20 protein-coding genes are annotated in these 23,609 nt (G+C 36.0%); 7 read left to right on the top strand and 13 right to left on the bottom strand.

Going from position 1 to position 23,609, the window contains the following annotated elements; all coding sequences use genetic code 11:
• Positions 1-330: 330 nt before the first annotated feature.
• Positions 331-612, bottom strand: coding sequence for a YlaN family protein (locus HHU08_RS09385; RefSeq protein WP_016200976.1), 282 nt, complete (start codon positions 610-612; stop codon positions 331-333).
• 294 nt (positions 613-906) lie between these two features.
• Here HHU08_RS09385 and HHU08_RS09380 point away from each other — a divergent pair, with 294 nt between their 5' ends.
• Both HHU08_RS09380 and HHU08_RS09375 read left to right on the top strand, forming a co-directional pair.
• Positions 907-2,244, top strand: coding sequence for an ISLre2 family transposase (locus HHU08_RS09380; RefSeq protein WP_169188335.1), 1,338 nt, complete (start codon positions 907-909; stop codon positions 2,242-2,244).
• A gap of 279 nt (positions 2,245-2,523) precedes the next feature.
• Positions 2,524-3,012, top strand: coding sequence for a peptidyl-prolyl cis-trans isomerase (locus tag HHU08_RS09375; protein WP_169188334.1), 489 nt, complete (start codon positions 2,524-2,526; stop codon positions 3,010-3,012).
• Between the two features lie 61 nt (positions 3,013-3,073).
• Here the strand turns inward: HHU08_RS09375 and HHU08_RS09370 are convergent, their stop codons facing one another.
• Positions 3,074-4,402: a PhoH family protein gene (locus tag HHU08_RS09370; RefSeq protein ID WP_016200974.1), complete on the bottom strand. Its 1,329-nt coding sequence runs from the start codon at positions 4,400-4,402 to the stop codon at positions 3,074-3,076.
• 223 nt (positions 4,403-4,625) lie between these two features.
• On the opposite strand from HHU08_RS09370, the gene HHU08_RS09365 reads away from it, so the two are divergent.
• Positions 4,626-5,234: a YhcN/YlaJ family sporulation lipoprotein gene (locus HHU08_RS09365; RefSeq protein WP_016200973.1), complete on the top strand. Its 609-nt coding sequence runs from the start codon at positions 4,626-4,628 to the stop codon at positions 5,232-5,234.
• A gap of 81 nt (positions 5,235-5,315) precedes the next feature.
• On the top strand, positions 5,316-5,516 hold the full coding sequence (locus tag HHU08_RS09360) for a YlaI family protein (RefSeq protein ID WP_016200972.1): 201 nt from the start codon (positions 5,316-5,318) through the stop codon (positions 5,514-5,516).
• A gap of 1,108 nt (positions 5,517-6,624) precedes the next feature.
• Here the strand turns inward: HHU08_RS09360 and typA are convergent.
• The 4 genes from typA to HHU08_RS09340 form a co-directional block, all read right to left on the bottom strand.
• A complete protein-coding gene (gene typA / locus HHU08_RS09355; protein ID WP_016200971.1) occupies positions 6,625-8,457 on the bottom strand; it encodes a translational GTPase TypA in 1,833 nt (610 codons plus the stop codon).
• 546 nt (positions 8,458-9,003) lie between these two features.
• On the bottom strand, positions 9,004-9,804 hold the full coding sequence (locus tag HHU08_RS09350; RefSeq protein ID WP_040342485.1) for an inositol monophosphatase family protein: 801 nt from the start codon (positions 9,802-9,804) through the stop codon (positions 9,004-9,006).
• Between the two features lie 220 nt (positions 9,805-10,024).
• A complete protein-coding gene (locus tag HHU08_RS09345; RefSeq protein ID WP_016200969.1) occupies positions 10,025-10,219 on the bottom strand; it encodes a hypothetical protein in 195 nt (64 codons plus the stop codon).
• Between the two features lie 214 nt (positions 10,220-10,433).
• Complete coding sequence (locus HHU08_RS09340) at positions 10,434-11,777, bottom strand: IS1380 family transposase (RefSeq protein ID WP_118977697.1); 1,344 nt, start codon at positions 11,775-11,777, stop codon at positions 10,434-10,436.
• 321 nt (positions 11,778-12,098) lie between these two features.
• On the opposite strand from HHU08_RS09340, the gene HHU08_RS09335 reads away from it, so the two are divergent.
• Positions 12,099-12,719 carry a YktB family protein gene (locus HHU08_RS09335; RefSeq protein WP_016200968.1) on the top strand — a complete coding sequence of 207 codons (621 nt, stop codon included), beginning with the start codon at positions 12,099-12,101 and terminating at the stop codon, positions 12,717-12,719.
• Between the two features lie 380 nt (positions 12,720-13,099).
• Here the strand turns inward: HHU08_RS09335 and ltrA are convergent, their stop codons facing one another.
• Positions 13,100-14,887, bottom strand: coding sequence for a group II intron reverse transcriptase/maturase (ltrA, locus tag HHU08_RS09330; RefSeq protein WP_169188333.1), 1,788 nt, complete (start codon positions 14,885-14,887; stop codon positions 13,100-13,102).
• 830 nt (positions 14,888-15,717) lie between these two features.
• Entirely contained in the window at positions 15,718-15,990 is a 273-nt protein-coding gene (locus HHU08_RS09325; protein WP_169188332.1) for a UPF0223 family protein, read from the bottom strand.
• A 378-nt stretch (positions 15,991-16,368) separates the two neighbouring features.
• Here HHU08_RS09325 and HHU08_RS09320 point away from each other — a divergent pair, with 378 nt between their 5' ends.
• Entirely contained in the window at positions 16,369-17,838 is a 1,470-nt protein-coding gene (locus HHU08_RS09320) for an aminotransferase class I/II-fold pyridoxal phosphate-dependent enzyme (RefSeq protein WP_101730078.1), read from the top strand.
• A gap of 114 nt (positions 17,839-17,952) precedes the next feature.
• Positions 17,953-18,288, top strand: coding sequence for a hypothetical protein (locus HHU08_RS09315; RefSeq protein WP_101730079.1), 336 nt, complete (start codon positions 17,953-17,955; stop codon positions 18,286-18,288).
• 463 nt (positions 18,289-18,751) lie between these two features.
• Here the strand turns inward: HHU08_RS09315 and HHU08_RS09310 are convergent, their stop codons facing one another.
• From HHU08_RS09310 to HHU08_RS09290, 5 genes are all read right to left on the bottom strand, one after another.
• On the bottom strand, positions 18,752-18,997 hold the full coding sequence (locus HHU08_RS09310; protein ID WP_016200964.1) for a hypothetical protein: 246 nt from the start codon (positions 18,995-18,997) through the stop codon (positions 18,752-18,754).
• Positions 18,998-19,242: 245 nt separating this feature from the next.
• A complete protein-coding gene (locus tag HHU08_RS09305; protein WP_016200963.1) occupies positions 19,243-19,695 on the bottom strand; it encodes a hypothetical protein in 453 nt (150 codons plus the stop codon).
• A 17-nt stretch (positions 19,696-19,712) separates the two neighbouring features.
• Positions 19,713-20,741 carry an IS1595 family transposase gene (locus HHU08_RS09300; RefSeq protein WP_101730080.1) on the bottom strand — a complete coding sequence of 343 codons (1,029 nt, stop codon included), beginning with the start codon at positions 20,739-20,741 and terminating at the stop codon, positions 19,713-19,715.
• 136 nt (positions 20,742-20,877) lie between these two features.
• Entirely contained in the window at positions 20,878-22,287 is a 1,410-nt protein-coding gene (gene lpdA, locus HHU08_RS09295; protein WP_016200961.1) for a dihydrolipoyl dehydrogenase, read from the bottom strand.
• Positions 22,288-22,291: 4 nt separating this feature from the next.
• Positions 22,292-23,569: a dihydrolipoamide acetyltransferase family protein gene (locus tag HHU08_RS09290; RefSeq protein WP_016200960.1), complete on the bottom strand. Its 1,278-nt coding sequence runs from the start codon at positions 23,567-23,569 to the stop codon at positions 22,292-22,294.
• Positions 23,570-23,609: the final 40 nt, after the last annotated feature.

Genomic DNA, 23,609 nt, shown 5'->3' with positions numbered 1-23,609 from the left:
CCTTATTCAATCTCCTCATTTAGAGTATTCGTTGTCTCTTATCTATTTCCTGCTGAAAAGGATAACTTCCGTTCATTCTCTTAAAATATTGGGCAATTTTCTACTAAATTTCCGCTAAATATCAAGTTCGTTATTTATCCGGTGGGGAAGAAACAATACTTATCGTTTCCCAAGGCATTGTAGTACCGCCTTGCTCCGATCAAAAAACAACTATGGAAACAGACAATTATAATAATTAGGCGTATTCGTATGTACTTCCCTTATTTTAAAATAATACACCTAACCACTAAAAAAACTCAAACAATGACTGCTTTTGTTTGAGTTTACTTTTTATTTTCTTATAGATGCTTCATGCAAAATCGATAATTCCTTTTCCAACTCATCTAAAATTTTCTTACCAACTTGTTCTTCTACTAATCCTAATCGAATAGCAAAATCTATCTCTTTAGACAATCCATACATTTGCGTATCCAATACCTCTTCATATAGAGGACATTGTGGCATTGTTAAATTATCCATCTGAACTTTAATTAGTTTTAATATTTTTTCAGCATCTGCTTTCAATAACTCATTTGCTTTTTCTTTATGATTAATAATCATTTCAGAAGTCAATCCTATCCCCCCGTTTCCGAGCGATTATCCTATCTATAAAGTTTAAACTCAACCTAGAAAAATTGCAAGAACAATCCCCATGAAAAATCCAAATAGTTTTTGTTCTAGCGTATGAGTAAAATGTTTGTGGGAGAATAAATATCCTTTTTGTCTAGTTGGGGGACGAGTCCCCCAACTAGACAAAAAGGCCACCAAGCGAAAGCGCGGTAGCTGGAAAAAATTAAGTATTAAAAAAGAGAGCTTCCTTTTGTAAAGTAGAGTTTGACTAGAAAACTACGAAAAGGAGAGGCTCTCATGAATCAATGTAACATAAAAATGCCATCATTAAAAGAATTGGAAAAAACTTTATTTCGAACACTACAAATGACGTTTCAAGAAATCCTTATTCAAACGTTAGAAAATTGGGATCAAGAGATTGCCAAGCAACGAGACAAAAGAAGATTTGCTTTACGTGATAAACGAGAAATACGATTAGATACAGCGTTTGGAGCTGTGGAGCTGAAGCGTAATTATTATTTTGATCGTGTGACTAAAAAATATATTTGTCTATTAGATCACTATTTACAGTTTCAGGGGAATAAGGGATTTAGTCCGCTACTAGAAGAATGGGGGTTAGAACTAGCGACGAATGGCTCCTCCTATCGAAAGGCGGTGGAAACGTTCGAACAATTTTTAGGCTATTCGGCGATGAGCCACGAAGCATTACGGCAACATCTTCTTCAAACAAGCGTACTTCCCGCTAAGGAAAAACGCCCTTTTCAAAAGGTATTGTTTGTCGAAGTAGATGGATTATATGTGAAGAGTCAAGAAAAGAAAAAGCGTGGATGGGAGTTGAAATTCGCCGCTGTACACGAGGGATGGAAAGAAAACGGAAAGCGAATCAGGCTCCGAAATAAAAGGCATTTTCTTTATGAAGGAAAAGAACCCTTTTGGGAAGCCTTTGAAACGTTCTTACAGAATCATTATGCGTATGATCCTACCCAAACCTTGCTTATTATTAATGGTGATGGAGCAGGCTGGATAACGGCATGTCGGGAGTATTTTCGGGAACGCGCCTTTTTCACCATGGATCGTTTTCATGTCGCTCGTTCGATGAAGCAACTAATGAAGAGCCATCCTCGATACCGCTACATGAAAAGAGCGTTAAGAAACTACCAGGTAGAAACATTACTTCTAGAGTTGAATAGCGCAGTAGGAACAATGGATACACCAGAAAAAGAAGAAAAACTAGAGCATTTCCTTGCCTTTTTAACGCATCATCAGGAAACCATAAAAGATTACCGTAGTTGGTTACAGGAAAAAGGTGTGGACACGACAGCGTATCGTCCAATGGGAAGTGCAGAGGCGATGATGAATCAATTAGCCAAACGATTAAAGAATGGAAGAGCATGGAGCAAAAAAGGAGTCATGAGCATGGCGCGCTTGTGGATTGGATTGAAGGATGACCTATCCATCCAAACGATATATGGGAAATGGGAAAAAGCCACGGAAAAATCAAAGAAAGAGCATCGAGCGAAAAGAAAAATACCCACAAAATTAGTAACAGAAACCGTGCGTCAGAACATGCCATACTTAAATCAAGCGATTGGAAAACCCGTTCACTTTGCCTTACAGGGATTAAAAGGTTTTTAAAAAATGAGAGAATCAACAGTTGGAAGAACAAAACCAATTGGAAAGCGGATACAAACTTAGAGGTTTTACTTTATAAAAAAGGGAGCTAAAAAAACTCCCACAAAAACTTGACTCAATCTGTTCTAGCATTCAAAATGACAGAAAGAAAAGAAAAGACTATACTTAAAATAACATCGTTTTCGTCTGCTAGTAAAATTAGTTACTTAAAATAATTTTGATGTTATTAATTTGCAGATTTTTTCTACAAACAAAACAAAGTACATAAGGAGGAATCTTTAAATGAATAGTATTATTCAAGTTACCGGACTGGTGAATTTTCCGATTACTATCGATCCGACTGTATGGATATTTGATGATCGCAAACAAACTGCTGATACCGTATTTGCACCAGTTGAAGTGAAAGATGAATTAGAAGCGTATACAAAAGAAGCCTCCAAGCACTGGGATCAAGAAATTACAGAAGGTGCAAAAGTTCCAGAGCAGTCTACAAAAACCTATCAAAAAGTAGAAATGCTCACTGGAACCTTCTATATGTCCTTAGCACCATTTATAAAAAATGCGGAACCGAAGAAAGATGCAACAACTCTTTTAGTCACAATGGCTAATGAAGAATACGCCATTCCTTTAGAAGAAATCGACTCGATCTTCTTATTATTTTGCATAAAAGGAAAACCACTTACAGAAGATGGTCCAGTACATATTTATGACAATAGAAAAGACAAAGAACAAACTCCGATAAAAAATGTGCAAGCATTTAAAATTACATAATTCGAAACATACGCCATCCCAGTATTGCTAGGATGGCGTATATTAATTAATTAGACTAAGACTAGAGAAGATCTGCTGCTAACTGTGCTAAAGAAGATCGTTCTCCTTTTACTAATTTTACGTGACCCGCAATTGGCTGATCTTTGAATCGCTCTACTACATAGCTTAACCCATTATTAAAGGCATCTAAATATGGATGATCAATTTGTTCTGGGTCTCCCATAAGAACAATCTTACTACCTTCTCCTACCCTCGTTAAGATCGTTTTCACTTCATGTTTCGTTAAATTTTGTGCTTCGTCAATAATAATAAATTGATCAGGAATACTGCGACCTCTAATATAAGTTAATGCCTCCACTTCAATTGATCCCATACCAGCAAGAATTGCTTCTAATTCTCCAGGCTTTTTTGTATTAAACAAATACTCGAGATTATCAAAGATTGGCTGCATCCATGGCCTTAATTTTTCTTCCTTTTCTCCCGGAAGAAAACCTAAATCCTTTCCCATTGGGACGATTGGCCTTGCTACTAATAATTTTTTATAATCTCCAAAATCCTCTGTTTGCATCAATCCAGATGCTAACGCCAATAATGTTTTCCCCGTTCCGGCTTTTCCAATTAGCGTAACTAAAGGCATGTCTTTCTTTAATAACATTTCAATTGCCATTGTTTGCTGAACATTTCTTGGGCGAATTCCCCAAATATGCTCATGATCGAATACTAATTTTTTTACATATTTCCTTGATGGATCCACTATTGCTAATGCAGACGAAGAAGAACCTAACACATCCTTTAAGATCAGAAACTGATTTGGGTAATAAATCCCATTGCCAATTTCTCCAATAGGGAGCTGTCCATTCTCATAAAAGCGATTTAAAACATCAATGGTTACTTGTACATCCATAAAACCAGTATACAAATGATCATTTTCAACTACTCGATCACTTAAGAAATCCTCACTCACCAGACCTATCGCATCTGCTTTTACACGTACGAGCGTATCTTTACTTACTAAGATAACGGTTCGTCCATTTTCTTTTTTGCTTTCTTCTATTGATAAGTTTTTTGCTACTGCTAATATACGATTATCATTTGTCTTTTCCACAAATATTTCTTGAAGCTCATGAAAAGAACGGTGATTCAGTTCAATTCGTAAAGTTCCACCATTCTCCAAAGGAATTTTATCGTGCAACTTTCCTGTTTCTCTTAAGTTATCGATCAATCTAGATATTTGTCTTGCGTTCCTTCCGATTTCATCCATGTACCGTTTTTTGCTGTCTACCTCTTCTAAAGCTACTGCTGGAATTACTACATCATTGTCACTAAAAGAAAAAATAGAATAAGGATCCTGTAACAAGACATTTGTATCCAATACGTAAATTTTACTCAAACCGATGCCCCCTGCTCTAAAACGTCATATATTGCTGCACTATCCGTGTAACGGAAAGAACCTTGGTAAAATATATGTTTTATCGCATAAAGATAGAAGATATTTTGCACAATAAAGAAAGAGGAACCGTAAAAAAACATAAAAATGCTCATTTCCACCTACAAATTAGGTGAAAATGCACACTTTTAGAAGTTATTCTTCAATATCAAAGGAGGTAATATTTGTGAAAAAAGGATATTTATTAATTTTATTCCTTTTTCTTCTTTCTGGATGTACAAATAATAACGTGGAAAATAGCCAACAATCTGAGAATAGAGAAAATCCCCCTCATGTAACGAATGTTAAAAATTCTACTATACAAGAGGTGGACCGTAAGACTGGCCAGGATATCGCGAAAAGACTCGTTACTCTTGCCACAAGCATTGAGAATGTCAATGATGCCACAGCAGTAGTAATCGGTAGATATGCGCTTGTAGGAGTGGACATCAATGCAGACTTAGATCGTTCTGAAGTAGGCTCGATTAAATACGCAGTTGCTGAAAGCTTAAAAAATGACCCAGACGGAGCAAATGCAATTATTATTGCAGATCCAGATCTCAATGCAAGACTTAAAGAGATTGGCGAAGATATTCAAAATGGGAAACCGATTCAAGGAATATTCAATGAATTAGCTGATATTAGCGGAAGACTCATTCCTGAGATACCAGCAGATATGATTAAGAATGAGCCTGATAGAGATCTCAAAAATCCAAACGAAAATTTAAATAATGAAGAAGAAAAAGAACTGAAAAAAGATCAAGATGAACAATCAAATAATCATATAAGAGATTAAAATTCGATTTTTTATGCGATTATATATTATAATGTGCCTATAATCCATTTTATCGAACTTATATGATTAGAGGTGCAGCTATTGAAAGTTAAATGTGTGATATGTGATAAAATTGAAGATATAGACGAAAACTCCTTTCAGGCAAAACGTCTGCGAAATCGACCGATTCATACGTATATGTGTAAAGAGTGTGAAGATAGAATTGCTGAGAATACTAAGAAAAGAATCGATTCTGGCAACTTCGTCCTTTATCAAAACAAAACACAGGAAGATGATTGGTAAACAAAGAAAATATATAGGTAAAAAGGGGCTGGGACATAAGTATTCCAGCCAAGGATAATTCCGAACAATTATACGAAGATGCTAATGAATGTTCCGTATAATTGTTCGGGCTTTTATTTGTTTTTCAAAGGATGTTTCCATGAAGTTTGGTGCGATTCCCCGCAGCCGGAATACACTTCGCTTTCCATGGGGCTCGCGCTGAGCCGCTTCGGCCTGTGGCCTGCAGGGTCTCAGACTGTCTCGCTAATCCCATAGGAGTCTTCGTGTATTCCGGCTGCTCTGTTTTTCCAACTAATTATATTTCCTCTTGTAAAAAGTATGCGAAAGCAGCCGCTATTTACTAGCTATATTAGAAATTGTTCGTCTTTACAGAGTATCTATTTAGTTATGTCCCATCCTCTTTTATGTAGGCTTGGCAATTAACGGCATCGTTAATTCAGGCGCTAGTTCTTCGCTTTTAATGACCATGGCTGTTAATCGCATATCTGTTTTCGATTTGCCTCGAACATAACCCTCTCCATTAACATTTTCCTACTCACAATGCTAAATGTGGAGTCATCTCCTGCATGAACACCACTTTTTACTCTCACAATGCTAAATGTGGGGTTCATCCCCTGTATGAACGCCACTTTTTACTTTCACAATGCTAAATGTGGGGTTCATCTCCTGTATGAACGCCACTTTTTACTCTCACAATGCCAAATGTGGGGTCCATCTCCTGTATGAACACCACTTTTTACTCTCCCAATGCCAAATGTGGGGTTCATCTCCTGTATGAACACCACTTTTTACTCTCACAATGCTAAATGTGGGGTTCATCTCCTGTATGAACGCCACTTTTTACTCTCACAATGCCAAATGTGGGGTTCATCTCCTGTATGAACGCCACTTTTTACTCTCACAATGCCAAATGTGGCTTTCATCTCCAGTTTCCAATATGAATGCCTTTTTCCAACTTGCTTGCGGTCACTAAGGACGCTTCTCTGTTCCCTTTTCACTTGGTTTTCCTGTTTACGGTCAATGATAAAAATTCTCAGTCATATCCCCCAACATCCCACTATTCAAAACACAAAAAGAAGCCATCAAAAGATGACTCCTTTGCCTTCTATTATTCAGCAGTTTTTTTCTTCTTTTCTGCTCTTTCACGTTCTGATTTATTTAAGATTTTTTTGCGTAAACGAATAGATTCAGGAGTTACTTCACAATACTCATCATCATTCAAGTATTCTAAAGATTCTTCCAACGTCATAATTCTAGGTTTTTTCATTGTTGCTGTTTGGTCTTTGTTTGCTGAACGGATGTTTGTTGCTTGTTTTACTTTTGTGATATTAACAGTAATGTCATTTTCACGAGTATGTTCACCAACAATCATACCTTCGTAAATTTCAGTTCCAGATTCTACAAAGATAATTCCACGGTCTTCTACTTGCATTATTCCATAAGTAGAAGATTTTCCAGATTCCATACTTACTAATACACCTTGACGACGTCCACCGACTTGACCTGAAGCCATTGGTTGGTAGCTGTCGAATGTATGGTTGATGATACCATATCCACGAGTTAACGTTAAGAACTCAGTTGTATAACCAATTAATCCACGAGCTGGTACGTTAAAGATTAAACGAACTTGTCCGTTACCATTGTTGATCATATCTAACATTTCGCCTTTACGGGCACCGATTGATTCCATTACAGAACCTGTATGTTCTTCTGGAACATCGATTTGTACACGTTCAATTGGCTCACAACGAACACCGTCGATTGTTTTTACGATAACTTCTGGTTTTGAAACTTGAAGTTCATAGCCTTCACGACGCATATTTTCAATTAAGATAGATAAGTGAAGCTCTCCACGTCCAGAAACAGTCCAAGCATCTGGAGAATCTGTATTTTCTACACGTAAGCTTACATCTGTTTCTAATTGCGCGCGTAATCTTTCTTCAATTTTTCTTGAAGTTAAATATTTACCCTCTTTACCTGCGAAAGGAGAGTTATTAACTAAGAATGTCATTTGAAGAGTTGGCTCATCAATACGTAAAACTGGAAGTGCCTCTTGATGATCAAACGGACATACCGTTTCACCAACGTTAATATCTTCCATTCCTGATACTGCGATTAAATCACCAGCATATGCTTCTTCTATTTCTTGACGTTTTAATCCGAAGAAACCAAAGATTTTTGAAACACGGAATTGTTTAACAGTTCCATCTAGTTTCATTAAAGCTACTTGTTGACCAACTTTCATCGTACCGCGGAATACACGCCCGATCCCAATTCTTCCAACATAGTCATTGTAATCTAGAAGAGCTACTTGGAATTGTAAAGGTTCTTCACGATTATCAACAGGTGCAGGAATATGATCAACGATTGAATCATATAATGATTGCATGTTTTCATCTTGTTTTTCAGGGTCTAAGCTAGCAGTTCCATTAATAGCTGATGCATAAATAACTGGGAATTCTAGTTGCTCTTCTGATGCGTCCAACTCAATAAATAAGTCTAAAACTTCATCAATTACTTCAGCAGGACGAGCAAAGTCACGGTCAATCTTGTTAACAACAACAATTGGTGTTAAATTTTGCTCTAAAGCTTTTTTCAATACGAAACGTGTTTGTGGCATACAACCTTCATACGCATCTACCACTAGTAAAACACCATCTACCATTTTCATGATACGTTCTACTTCACCACCGAAGTCAGCATGTCCTGGTGTATCTAGAATGTTAATACGTTTATCTTTATATTGAATAGCAGTATTTTTCGCTAATATTGTTATTCCACGTTCTCTTTCTAAATCATTAGAATCCATTGCACGTTCTTCTACATGTTCGTTCGTACGGAATGTGCCGGATTGTTTTAACAGCTGGTCAACCAAAGTCGTTTTACCGTGGTCAACGTGAGCAATAATAGCAATGTTACGAATATCTTCTCTAATTTTCAAAAATTTCACTCCTACCTAAATATGTCTATCTGGATTCAACTTATTTTTTAATAATATTATAACTGAGTCATTATATCACATAAATTCACAGAAACCTAAATCCTTTTAAAAAAATAACAAATGTAAACGTTATTTTAACAAAATAATCTATTTAAGCATAAAATTTATTCTTATAAATAACAATTTCTTTACATTATGTCTGTTCTTTCCATTCCCATCCATAGTATGATAGAAATGAATGAACAAAGTTAAAAAACCCACATCGATTGCTGTGGGGTTTAAATATATCATACGCTATTATTTCCGATTAATATACAACATAATAAAGGAAGATAAACATGAATTTTGAAAAATATCCACTTTTTTACTATAACGTTTATGGAATTTCTAGTTTCATTAGTATCGGAATATGTATTCTCGAAAAAACATTAGCTGGTACACTTATTTGTTTTTTTCTCTTTTGCGGCATTTGGTTCCTTCGATCGCACAAGAAAAAGAAATTACAACGTGTGATCGATAAACAGCCTTCTTAAATCTTAACCTACTTTACCAATTTCCATCCTTTAAATACTTTTGAAGAATTTCATCATGCAATCCAGGTTTTGATGCAAAAAAGGATTGTTGTGTTAGTAAATCGAGCGGTTCATTTCTTAAGGTTGTTACCTTCCCGCCAAGTTCTTCGACCATTATCTTACCTGCAGCATAGTCCCATGGTGATAATCTTAAGGTTAGATAAGCATCCATTCGTCCAGCAGCAATATATGCTAACTCTAAACAAGCAGATCCAAATGATCTTGTCCCCCTAGACTCTTTTACAAGTGGTTCTAAAATAGTTGGATCAATTCGTTTGTTTTTTGTAACCCATGTGGCATTCAACCCAACAATAGCTTCTTCAACTGCGGTGTTCTTTAAAGGTAATAGTTCAATATCATTCATAAAAACACCATTCCCCTTTTGAACATGGTACAACTCATCTGCGACTACATCATATATTAAGCCAATTTTTCCTATACCATTCTCATAAATTCCGATCGAGATAGCAAAGTCCCGCTGCATGTGTACAAAATTCATCGTTCCGTCAATAGGATCAATAATCCAAACAATCCCTTTTAAATCTTCTAAGGATTTGCTAATTCCCTCTTCCCCTAAAATACGATGAGAGGGAAATACTTCACTGATTTTATTTATCAGAAATTCTTCTGTACCTTTATCTATTTGTGTGACTAAATCATTTTTATTGGATTTTGTTTGAATAATGAGCTCGGACGAAAAAGACTTGATGATTCTTTCGCCTGCCTCTTTTATCCATTCTTTTGCATACTTATCGATTTCAAGCCAATTTGCCATTTTCTCACCCTTCTTTACATTCTTTTTTCCAACACTTCTTTTATTATAGCTTATAGAATTGCTTATCATCCTTCAAGAATAATGAAAGTAAAAATCATTTCTTACACTATAGTATCATAAAGCCCGCACTAGCTGAACGCAAAATCATGTAGCTGGCTCTATAGGAAGTAATTCTAATTCCTATAGAGCCAGCTACATGATTAACCAATTACTTATTTAATTATAATGCATTAAGTCTTAGAAGTTCCTGCCTAATTCTTTCTAGCTTTTGTTTACTTAATTTTTTTTGTTTTTCATTCTTTTCATTGATTGCATCGAATAAGGTAGCCAACTCATAATCCATTTCTAGACGAAGAACAGCCTTTTTTTCCTTTTCCACTTCCAGTTTCTTCGCTAAATTCATTAATTGTTTCAATGACAGTACACCCCTTTCATCGACTTGCATTTCTGTTGATTTCTTATACCTGAATCCGTGATAAAAAATAATTCTTCCGATAATTTTAGGAATTCCTTATTTTCTTGCCATTCGTACTAATTTAAGTTGGATTGATTGTTTTTTGTGTACACTAAATAAAACCTGCTTACCTATAATTTTTTTCAGGTCTTATTACCTATTCAGTTTCCTAGGCTTATGTTGTAAATGAAAGATACAGTCGTTTAAAAGTAGGAAACCAAGGACTATGATTTCCAAACTTTAAGTAAATTCTTCGGGAATGCTTTACCAATTTTGCAGCTAATGTAATCAAATTCTGGATAACCGTTTTTACTCGGCGACGGAAGACCTTTCTTTTAAGCGGCGCATCCCCTGATTTCAGGCTTTCTTGGCCAATAATCCGAAGGAGATTGTAGGTTAAACATCCAAGATGTAAGATTAATTCATTGGTGGCAAATTTCCCAGAAGGGAAACGTTCTAGGTCTAAATCCGTTTTTAATTCACTGTGGAATTGTTCACAAGTGGCATGTTCGTGATAAAGGCTAATTATTTCCTCTGTTTCATTAGGTAGGGTAGTCCAATAGCTCTCAAACTCAACATCTGGGATTAAGAGGATTTGGCCGTTTTTATCAATCGTTCTTTCTGTTACTTTATAGACTTGGCGAATGGCTTTTTTCATTCCCTTTGGAGTTGTTTCTAAAGCACCATAGAATACACGTTTTCCTTCTCGCTCCTGAACGCATTTACCGAATTGTTCAGCTACCATGAGCCAGTTTTCAGGCTTTTCACGGCGAGGATTTCGTTTAATTATGAAATCGGCCTTTTCATTCACACAAACTTTTAGGTTTTCGACACTATCGTTTCCTGCATCCATACGGACCAATAACGATAGATCAGTAATCATCCGAGAATATATAATACTTTTCTCGAGAAATTTCTCAGTATCCTTTTGAACGTGTGTGCTTCCCTCCCGAAGTTCCACATTTACAACGTAGCCTTCTTGACCCAAATAGGAGAAGTTAGGGGAATACCCGTCACATCCTTTGTATGTGCGACTAACCCCTTCTTTCTTAGTATTTGAGTTATCAAATGGCGATACATCAATATCCAGAGGTACGTATGATTTTTTGTCACTAGTAATTGTTGGAGTGACAGGAGAATCAAATTGCCGTATTAGTTTAGCCGATTCTTCCAGAACAATGGATTTCCATCCAGTCACCTTGGCAATTTGATCGAGTCGTTGCCGTAGTGTGGGACTTGATGGAACCACTTGAATATCCAATGCACGATAAAAGAAGGGATCATCTCGAAATTCTTCGATATGGTCGAAATCATTCTTACCTTGGCACAATAGACCCACATAAGAAGTGGTAACATCCCCATTAAGAATGGCCGGAGACGACTTGATTTCTGGGACCTTTAAGGATGAAAAACGTTTGTAAAATTTTGTTTTTGATAAAAGCAAACCTATTAAACCTAGACCCGAATGGGTCGTTAATGTATCATCGGAATCTTCTAAAATAAACTTAACCAATTTCAACACCTGCCTGGTGAAATAAAATTATCAACATAAATCAGCTGATAACATTATTATATCAGGATTTGTGGGCACATTTATTATTAATTACGTCACGGACTCAGGTTATATATTATGTGGAAACCAATTAGCTTGCTCCTTTTTTGTGCGATAACCTAGTTAAACCCTTATTTCTTCATAATATTATTTATGTATGCTACAATATTTTCGAAAAGCACATCTAAAGAAGAAAATTTCAGGTAAGTGACTAAATAGCTTTCTTGATTTTATATACACTATTTACCCGCAAACAATCGAGATAAACAAAAAAGGAGATAAGAAATAATGTCGTTTACTGGTTTTACACAAAAAGATTTTGATACATTTACGATTGAAGGACTAGATTCACGAATGGAAGCAATCCAGAAAAGAATTCAGCCAAAATTCCACGAAATTGGTTCTGAGCTTTCAGAGCAGCTTTCAGGGAAACTTGGAATGGAAATGTTTCTACATATCGCTAAACACGCAAGACGTACTGTTAATCCACCAAAAGACACGTGGCTTGCTATCGCAAGCAATAAACGAGGATATAAACAGCATCCACATTTCCAAGTTGGGTTATTTGATGACCATGTCTTTATTTGGTTAGCTTATATATATGAACTTCCAAAAAAGAAAGAAATTGCAGAAGGCTTTTTAGCCAATTACGAGCTCTTGCATTCTACCCTGCCAAAGGATTATTTTCTTTCCATGGATCATATGAAAAAAGAAGCCGTTAAAATTGGAGAAGCTGATTTAGAGGCAGCTTTAACGAGATTCCGTGATGTGAAAAAAGCTGAATTTTTGGTAGGTCAGCAAATCCCTGCTGATGATCCTATTCTATCGAATGGAGAGGCATTCCTCTCATTAGTTGAAAAAACTTATGATACATTACTTCCAATTTATAAATTATCGTTAGAGTATTAAATCTGACAAGCACTATAGTTTCAGATTTAATGGTACAAATACAAAAACCTTGGGAAAATCCCCAAGGTTTTTGTCATAATTAATAAAAGATTTTTTTGTCGCAGGTTTTTTCTCTCATGTCATTGCTAAATGGTGAAACTAACTGTCTTTTTCACGCCACGTTGTTAAACATTCAAGTGAGAATGCAAATCTCTTTATACAAATACTAGATAGTGATAGGTAAGGCTTTGAAGCTATTCTCCACCTTTTCCCCCACTTCACACCGTACGTGAGAGTTTCCCCTCATACGGCGTTCCATCTAATCCTACTAAACCAAATTTTAACAAGTTACAAGCTTAAAAATTATTTATCGAGTATTGTGCAAGTTTTTTTCATTGCTATTAAATCACGATTGGCTCGTTCTTACATTTCTTACGTAATGCATTTATCTTCTCAATCAGTTTCGAATTCTGATTGAGTTTCCATTTAACAAGGTACTTATCAATCGTTTCCTTCTCGGTCGCATGAATTAGTCTATGCATGTCTTCATGGATAATTTTGAGGTTATCATACTTATCGGTTCCACCTAAACTTCTAGGCTTTACATGATGACAGTGAACTTCATGTGCTTCAAGAAAGATACCAAGTATTTCACAACATCCATTCTTCATTGAGTAACGGGAAAGTCTATTGTCTTGATATTCAATTGATTGGTCTTGTATTTTGGATTGCATTAGTAATCTTATGTTATATTCAACAACTGGTTGAAGTTTTTTGTGAATTAATTTTCTACCTTCTTCAGTATAGACCGAAAGCTTAGGATTAAATTGTCTAGATTCAGTAAAACTTGTTATCCCATTTATAGGAAAGAGATAAACATCTAATACTTTCCATGTTTTGAGACTGTTAGAGTAATACTGATTATAAACTTTACTAGCATCTGTTGGATGTGCATATTTCCCTCCAACTTGATGTAGTTTACTCCTAGCATAAGGATGAACCTTGTGTGCTATGTCTTTGAAATCTGTTGGAACCATACTCCCGTATTTAAAGTAATTTTGTATCCCCATTACATAAGCATTAAAGAGCCTTATGTTATTAATGGTCGTTTCCTTCCTTATTCTAAGAATTAGTTCCTTCATTTTCCTAATGACATCAGCTTTCTTCTTATCAATCATATTTACCCTAACAAGATGTTTTTGTTTCTTCCTAACAGCCTTAATTTTAAATCCCAAGAAATCCGAGGACTTCTTTTTGAGATTTGTAATTTTAGATTTCTCAGGTGAGATATCTAATTTCAATCTATCCTTCAAGTATCCTGTCACTGCATGAAACCATTTGACTGCATTCTCATGATTATTCGTCATAATTTTGAAATCATCTGCGTATCGAACTATAAAGCCAATCTTCATATTCGAGTTTCGTTTCAACATTAAGTACTTCTTTACATTCTGAGAATACTCATGCTTCGTTTCAAAAGTTTCCCATTGATTACTTACCCACATATCTAGGTCATGAAGAACAATGTTAGAGAGTAAAGGTGAGAGTATTCCTCCTTGTGGAGTACCTTTGTTTGGAATTCCAATACCTTTTATCGGGGCTTTAAGCATTTTGCTTATGATTGCTAAAACCCCTCGATCATGAATACCCAAATTCCACATTTGCTTCATGAGAACCCTATGATTTACATTGTCAAAGAATCCCTTTATGTCGATATCTACTACATAATGTAATTGTGAGATATTAACTAAGAAATTCACCCTAGATAAAGCATGTTTTGTGCTTCGTAATGGTCTGAAACCATAACTGTGATTATAAAATTTAGCTTCACAGATAGGTTCAAGAATTTGTTTAAACATCTGTTGAATTAGCCTATCCAACATTGTTGGTATTCCTAAAGGTCTAAATTGGGTATTATCCATTCCCTTTGGAATCATTACTCTGCGGACTGCTTTAGGTTTGTAATCTTTGAGCGAAGTTCGAATGAGAGTGATGAATTCTTGTTTATTCATCACTTTATAGTTGTCAATCACATACTTATCTGATCCGGCAGTTTTAGAACCTTTATTGGCTTTTATGTTTCTGTAAGCTAGTAGGATGTTTCTTTCATCTATGATTAGGTTAAATAGATTTTTGAAAAGATGTCCTTCCTCACTCTTGGTAAATAATTCATCAAAAACCTCTTGCATACCATAATACTCGTTGTGTCTTAGGCTCGTATTCGTTGCAGATCACCTGACTTTCTTAGTGATTCCCTGCATTCTTACCCGACCATCGAATTCACTTGTTTTGTTTGGTTTAATTTATTGGATTAGACTTGGGTCTATCCCTCCACTTATTTTCATAAGCTTCTTCGGTACTGTGACCCTACTTTCACAAGGATAAATGAATTTCAGATTAAAAATCCTTATATCAACTACTCGGATGATAGTCCTTGAATGAGTGTTCCTTGCTTACCACGTTCCAATAATTCCCAGCCATATGATTGAACTTAGGTGCTTGCTCTGAGCCTGAGATTACATAGTGTCTCTGTTCACTATATCGTGTTTCATGACAACGGGCTTACTCCACGACAATCTCGGTTAAACTGGTTAACCTTCCACCTTTTCAAGCGGATTTCATTCTAGACCCTTTCATTCGCAAGTTCGTCAGTCAGGTTGCTAATCTGACATTCTCACCATATTCATCTTTTTCGGCTGACCGCCCTATCTTCGACCATGACTCTAAGTGCGTTTTAGGTCAAATTCAGACGACTTTACCTAGCTTCATACACTTCATCACTATCATGATTCCATGCATGTAGGAGTCTCATCATAGTGGTTTCAGCTCAACGTGACGGCTTTCATTCCCACTATCGGAATTATCAGTTGTATTTAACATAACTTTCGTTTGTTAAACCCTCTATTTCATGCGTTTAAGCCGCACTTATAAGAGAACGTGTCGCACTATTATCTACAAAAAACATACCACTTTATAATCTCCATTAAACGGAGAACTACTTCTGCAGATAGCTTTTTCCTTATACCATCTTTATTCTACTAGCATCTGAAGCTTCTTTTGCTTTTTTTATTGTTCGATAAGTAGAATAACCACTTACCTCTTCAAATTCATCACATACCTTCTTCTCTTGTGCTTTCCCTGGCACAATTTTTTTAAAGGCACGGTATTGTTCCATTAATTCAGCCTTATCTATCCCTTTTTCGTAGGCTTTCTCAATGCTTTCAAAAAATTTAACGACGGTAATTATTTCATCTGTTGACCAATCGATATCGATCGGATATTGATAATCCATTATTCCACATCCTATAGTTTTGAAATTTTCCAGATGAAACTATTGTAATTTAAGTTGTTAAGAATGTAAAACTCGTCTGAAAACATCTACTTTATTCCCTAACTGAAAGTTAAGAAACGCAAAAAAAGAACATAAAAAAATAATTCTTTTCTTTATAGTAGAAACTAATTGTATGCAAAGAAAATAAAAAATGCTATAATTCTTTTGTTTTATGATTTTTATATTTTGTAATTAGGGTAATAACTAGTAAACAGTAGTTAATTTAAAGACAATACAGCGACAAATGGTACGATAAAATTTCTATTTCTACATAAGAAATTTCAATAAAGTTCGCTAAAGTATGCATAAAAATACTAAATAAAGAGGTGTGGTAATAAATTGTCACAACACGAAACACCGTTATACCACGGATTATTGGAACATGTTAAAAAGGATCCGATTCAATTTCATATACCCGGGCATAAAAAAGGGAATGGAATGGATCCTGAATTTAGAAACTTTATCGGAGAAAACGCCCTTTCGATAGACCTTATTAATATTGGTCCACTTGATGATCTTCATTATCCAAAAGGGATGATTAAACACGCCCAGCAACTTGCTGCTGAAGCGTTTGGAGCAGATCATACTTTCTTTTCCGTTCAAGGCACAAGTGGTGCTATCATGACAATGATCATGAGTGTTTGTGGCCCAGGAGATAAAATCATTGTTCCAAGAAATGTTCATAAATCGGTTATGTCTGCCATTATATTTGCTGGAGCGATTCCAATTTTTATCCACCCAGAAGTAGATAAAAATCTTGGTATTTCTCACGGCATCACGATTGAGTCTGTTCAGCATGCTTTAGACCTTCATCCAGATGCGAAAGGGCTATTAGTCATTAACCCAACTTATTTTGGCATTTCAGCTGATTTAAAAACGATTGTTGATCTAGCTCATTCATATGATATTCCTGTTTTGGTTGATGAAGCGCATGGTGTTCATATTCATTTCCACGAGGATTTGCCTATGTCTGCGATGCAAGCAGGTGCAGATATAGCGGCAACAAGTGTACACAAACTTGGCGGTTCAATGACTCAGAGTTCCATTTTAAATATGAGAGGCGACCTAATTAGTTACAAGCGCGTTCAATCTATTTTAAGTATGTTGACAACAACTAGCACTTCCTATCTCTTGCTGGCTTCCCTCGATGTTGCGAGAAAGCGTCTTGCGACAGAGGGAAAAGAGCTGATTGATAAAACGATTAATCTTGCGCAATATATTCGCAGACAGATTAATGACATTGAACACTTATACTGTGTCGGAGAAGAAATTCTAGAATCAGATTCTGCTTTTGATTATGATCCAACTAAATTGATTATTTCTGTAAAAGACTTAGGATTGACCGGTCATGATGCAGAAGAATGGCTTCGTCAAAACTATCGAATCGAAGTAGAGATGTCTGATTTGTATAATATCCTGTGCATTATTACACCTGGTGATTCAGAAAAAGAAGCCAATATTCTAATTGATTCCTTAAAAGCACTTGCGGAAGAAAGAAAGGATAAAGCCTCTAAAGTAGAGGCAAGAGTGATGTTGCCAAATATCCCTCTTCTAGCTCTGACACCCAGAGATGCTTTCTATTCGGAAACAGAGTTAATAAATTTTGACGATTCAGTAGGAAGAGTGATCGCAGAATTCATTATGGTGTACCCACCAGGAATCCCTATTTTCATCCCTGGCGAGATTATCACTGAAGATAACCTTGCCTATATAAAACGAAATATGGAAGCAGGATTGCCTGTTCAAGGGCCTGAGGATTACGATTTCAAAAAGCTTCGTGTAATTAAAGAACATCGTGCGATAAGATAATAAGTTACATGGGGCAGGAATACCACTTTAATGGTATTCCTGTCTTCTATTTGGATATAAATGAATAATAACCATCTATCTTCTTTAGGTAAGGAAAGATTGGAGTTTTATTTTTTGAAAAAATATATTGTTATTACGATTATTAGTTTGCTAATTAGTCTGGCAACACCGTTTATCTTTAAAAATTACGTCGAACATAAACCAGAGCAAATAGAACAATCTTTTCGCTTTGGAGGTCCAGTGCCATTTGCGGAACAACAAAAGCTGTTACCAGCTTCAACGAATGCATATCCTTTAGAAATTTCATTCGAGTCTCCGTTTCAAACAAAAACTATATTTCATCCAGTTTCGTTTATTTTTAGCTTTCTTGTATTCTTCTTATTAGTTCTATCAATCTTTACCATTCTTAAAAGCTATTTTGGGAAAATACCAACAAAGCGGAGACAATAAGTACTTGCGTGGTTTTGATTCTATTAAAAAAATGCCTTTGTTTATACAATGGCATTTTTTATGCTGTACTGTGTTTGTGTTTCAAGGAAATGGCAATTGATTAAGGGAAAACTCTTCTCTATTCCCTTTTCGCTTCTATTCATAGTTTAACGGTAACAGAGAACTCTTCTCTATTCCCTTTTCACTTCTATTCATGGTCTAACGGTAACAGAGAGCTCTTCTCTATCCCCTTTTTGCTCCCATTCATAGCACAGCGGTAACAGAAAGCTCTTCTCTCTTCCCTTTTTGCTCCCATTCATAGCACAACGGTAACAGAGAGCTCTTCTCTATCCCTTTTCGCTTCCATTCATAGCACAATGGTAACAGAGAACTTGCTTTCTTCTTCTTTTCCCAAGTATGTAAGTCCAAATAATACAGAGAAAAGGCTTATTTAGGTCCATCATTGTTGGTTATATCGTTTCTTTTAGACTACAGATATGATTGTCATAATTAAATGAAAAGAACCATAAATAGATAAGCTGATCATTGTGGCCAGCATGGTTTTTCTTGTTGATTTTATGATAGAATTTCCAATTATAATAGCTAAATAAAAAAACACTCCAAACATAAACACCTTATAAAGAATTAAGTCATGTCTTGATAACCATTCAATTATCGAAAAGCCGCTCCAAATGATTAGTTGAAATAAAATTGCCGTATAAATCTTCAAGAAAAACCACCACCCTTCCTCAAACTTAACGCTTAATACTAGTATATGTATCAATCTTTTGTTTTATTTTATAATTATTTTCTTCAAAAAAACAGTAATATGGCTGGATGAAATTTAGCCAACTATATGAAAAAAGTATAAATTAAGAGTTTTCCTTCCTTTTTAAAGGCAAGGCTCTGTTAAACTTTAATGTTGATTTTTAAACAAAATATAGGAACTCCGATGTTTGGCGGAGTTCCTATTGTTCAATCCCAATAGTTAAAGATTACTTGCCCTACCGTTTCAGGTTTCCAATAGGCAATTTGTTCTAACTCAGCACTATTTAATTCTGTTTTCTTTATAAGATTTTGATTAAAAGGAACATTTAGTTCAACTGTACCTATTATTCGGTAGAAAGAAGGAAATTGTTCATTAAGAACAGGTCTGTCGATGAATTTAATGTTTCCAAATTCAACTACCGAAGCGAATGCAAGATAAGGATAATGTTCATTCAACAGTATATAAAACCTATTACCTAAAACATCAACTTGAGCATAATAAAAGTTTGATGGGTATTGTGGCGTAATGAAATCAATTAATTTCCCACGATTACGAGAGGCAAAGTCGAAGCATAATTGTTTAAATTGTTTCCCGTCTACTTGTGGAGGGGTATTGGCTTTTGAATCATAAAAACCAGTTATTCCATTAGGAAGTTTCATCCTGTTTTCACCATCCGTTACACACTGAATTTTGATAAACGCAAACTATCATAAGTATCCGTCATTTCAAATACAAATGAAGTTAGTAGAAATTCCTTAATGTGCTGTTTCGTGCTTTCGTTACTTCGACTATCGACAAATAAGAACCAAGCAAGGTAATTATCAAGATATTTTGTAGCCACACCTTTAAAACGGTCTATCCATTGATTCAATCGGGAATGGAGACCATTTACATTTTGAATATGATACAAACCCTTAATAACGTGTTTTCCACCGTCAGATTTAATTCGGTAATGCTCTAAACCCTTTTCTTTCGCATAGGTTTTATAGGCTCTCCAAGCGTCTGTGACAAGAACATTTTCATTGGACAATTTAGAACCGATTAAACTATCAACTTTTGTCTTTACAATACGCCCCATACAAGCAACTTTGGAGACGGTTGCTTTTGTTCGGTCTCTGGCAACGAGAACACAAACCTGTTCGTGACTAATCCCTCTGTGCTTAGATTTACCACCGCGTTTTCGAGGTTTACGGTCAATAATGCCTCGTTGTCCCTTTTGAGAGTACAGGAAATAGGTCTCGTCAATTTCAACGATACCATCAAAATGTTCAATATCCATTTGTTTTAAGGCGTTTAACAGTTTGTGTCTCCAATAAAAAAGCGTAACCCAAGTAACCCCTACGATTTCAGCCGATTTTCGCAGGGAATATCCTTTGAACATACAATCAACAAATGTAATCCATTCGTTTCCTTTCCGAGTGCGGAACAAAACAGTGTTTGTTGTATCAGTAAAAGTCTTGTTGCAACACTTACAGCGATAGCGTTGGCGACCATTATATTTTCCGAATCGAACAACGTGTTCTGATGAACAATGAGGACACTCAAAACCTTCTTTAAAACGAGTTTCCCTCATTTCGTTAATTAAACGACCACCAACAGAAGATGATGGTTCAACATAGCGTTTAACCCATTGATAAACTTGTTCTTTTTTTGTATGCGGTAATTTGTCGATATACTTTAACAAGTTGCTAAACGCTTTGCTCACCTTGAACCCTCCATCGAATGTTTGTTCTTATGTTGATTATATCAAGGATTCGGACAGGTATCAAATATCAACATTAACCTTTAACAGAGCCAAAGGCAAAAAAAAGAAGCCCTCATTCGAGGACTTCTTTTGATTATTAACGCAAGATATGAATTGGGTTACCCATTGCAACTTCAGCTGCTTCCATTGTTACCTCACCTAAAGTTGGATGAGCATGGATAGTCATAGCTAAATCTTCTGCTGTCATTCCAGCTTCAATTGCTAAGCCTAGTTCAGCGATCATATCAGATGCACTTGGACCAGCGATTTGAGCACCGATAACAAGACCATCTTCTTTACGTGTAACAAGCTTTAAGAAACCTTCAGCATCGTTAAGTGCTAAAGCACGACCGTTTGCTGCAAATGGGAATTTAGCAGCTTTTGCTTCAATTCCAGCTTCTTTAGCTGTAGCTTCTGTGTGACCAACTGTTGCTAATTCTGGCTCAGAGAATACAACTGCAGGAATTCCTAAATAGTCGATTTCTGAGTTATGTCCAGCGATAACCTCAGCAGCAATTTTACCTTCATAAGAAGCTTTATGTGCTAATGGAGGACCAGAAATAACATCACCGATAGCAAAGATATTACTTACAGAAGTACGGCATTGTTTGTCTGTTTTAATGATTCCGCGTTCGCCTAGTTCCACACCAACTTGTTCTAAACCAAGTTCGTCTGTATTAGGTTTTCTACCAACCATTACGAATACATAATCAGCTTCAACTGATTTTTCTTCGCCTTTAACTTCATATTTAACAACAACTCCAGTGTCCGTTTCTTCAACACCTTTAGCCATTGCTTTTGTAATGATTTCAGCGCCTTTTTTCTTTAAGTTACGAGTAACTAATGAAGACATTTGTTTCTCGAAACCACCAAGAATTTCATCAGCACCTTCAAGGATTGTTACTTGTGTACCAAAGTTAGCGTAAGCTCCACCTAATTCAGTACCAACATATCCTCCACCGATCACAACGATTTTCTCTGGAATTTCTTGAAGTGCAAGAGCACCAGTTGAATCAAGAACTCGTTTAGAGAATTTGAAAGTTGGGATTTCGATAGGACGAGATCCTGTTGCGATAATTGCATTTTTAAAAGTATAAGTTTGAGATGATTTTTCATCCATTACTTTTAATGTGTTAGCATCTACAAAATATGCTTCACCATATGCAATATCAACTTTGTTTCCTTTTAAAAGTCCTTCTACACCACCAGTAAGCTTTTTAACAACACTGTCTTTCCAAGCTTGAACTTTTGTGAAGTCAACTTTTACATTTTCAGTTGTAATACCCATGTCTGCAGAATGTGCAGCATGCTCATAACGGTGTCCAGCAGAGATTAAAGCTTTAGAAGGAATACATCCAACATTTAAGCAAACTCCACCTAATACGTTTTTCTCAACGATTGTAACTTTTTGTCCTAACTGTGCTGCGCGAATTGCTGCAACATATCCACCAGGACCTGCACCAATGACTATAGTATCTGTTTCAATAGGAAAATCTCCAACTACCATGTTCTTACGCCTCCATTAACAATAGTTCTGGATCGTTCAATAAACGCTTAATATGATTCATTGCATTTTGAGCAGTAGCTCCGTCGATCATTCTGTGGTCAAAGCTTAAAGAAAGTGCTAATACTGGAGCAGCAACAATTTCTCCATCTTTAACGATAGCTTTTTCCGCAATTCGACCAATACCTAAAATAGCAACTTCAGGATGGTTAATTACCGGAGTAAACCATTGTCCACCAGCAGATCCAATGTTAGAAATTGTGCAAGATGCACCTTTCATTTCAGCTGGAGCTAATTTACCGTCTCTTGCTTTAACAGCTAGTTCATTAATTTCATTAGAGATGTTAAAGATACCTTTGCGATCAGCATTTTTAACAACAGGAACTAATAAGCCTTTTTCTGTATCAGCAGCAATACCGATATTGTAGTAATGCTTATGAACGATTTCACTTGTCGCATCATCTAATGATGTGTTTAAAGCAGGGAATTCTTTTAATGCACTTGTTAAAGCTTTTACTACGTAAGGTAAGAATGTTAATTTAATACCTTTTGCTGCAGCAACTTCTTTATACTTCTTACGATGTGCAACTAATTTAGACACTTCTACTTCATCCATTAATGTTACGTGAGGAGCAGTGTGCTTAGAGTTTACCATTGCTTTTGCAATAGCTTTTCTGATTCCGCTCATTTTCTCACGAGTTTCTGGGAAGTCTCCTTCTGGAATAGCAAGTGGTTTAGGTGCTTCCGTTGCAGTTTCTGTTGGAGCAGCTTCTGCAGCAGGTTGACTAGCAGGTGCAGCACCACCGTTTAAGTGTGCATCAATATCTTCTTTAGAAATACGTCCGTTTTTACCAGAACCAGAAACAAGTTGAATTTCTACCCCTTTATCACGTGCATATTTACGTACAGAAGGCATTGCGATGATGCGTTTGCTTGGATCAACATCCGCTTCTTGCGCTTTGCTTTCTTCAACAGCTTCTGGTTTTGCTTCTTCAGCAGCTGGAGCTTCATCACTATGGTCACCTTTGAATTGAAGGTTTTCGTAGCCAGGAGCGTCGAATGTAATTAATACATCACCAACGATAGCAACTGTTCCTTCTTCTACTAAAACTTCTTCTACTGTACCTTCAACTGGAGAAGGAATTTCAACTACTGCTTTATCATTTTGAACTTCACATAATACATCATCTTCTTGAACTTTATCGCCTGGTTTAACAAACCATTTTACGATTTCGCCTTCGTGAATACCTTCACCGATGTCAGGCAATCTAAATTGAAAAGCCAATGTGACAACCTCCTAATAATTCTTATGAAAAAATTTTCTT

Origin of the sequence: Niallia alba (assembly GCF_012933555.1) — a bacterium.
Lineage (GTDB): Bacteria > Bacillota > Bacilli > Bacillales > Cytobacillaceae > Niallia > Niallia alba.
Note: the sequence above shows the minus strand (reverse complement) of the source record. Positions and strands in the feature narration are given on the sequence as shown.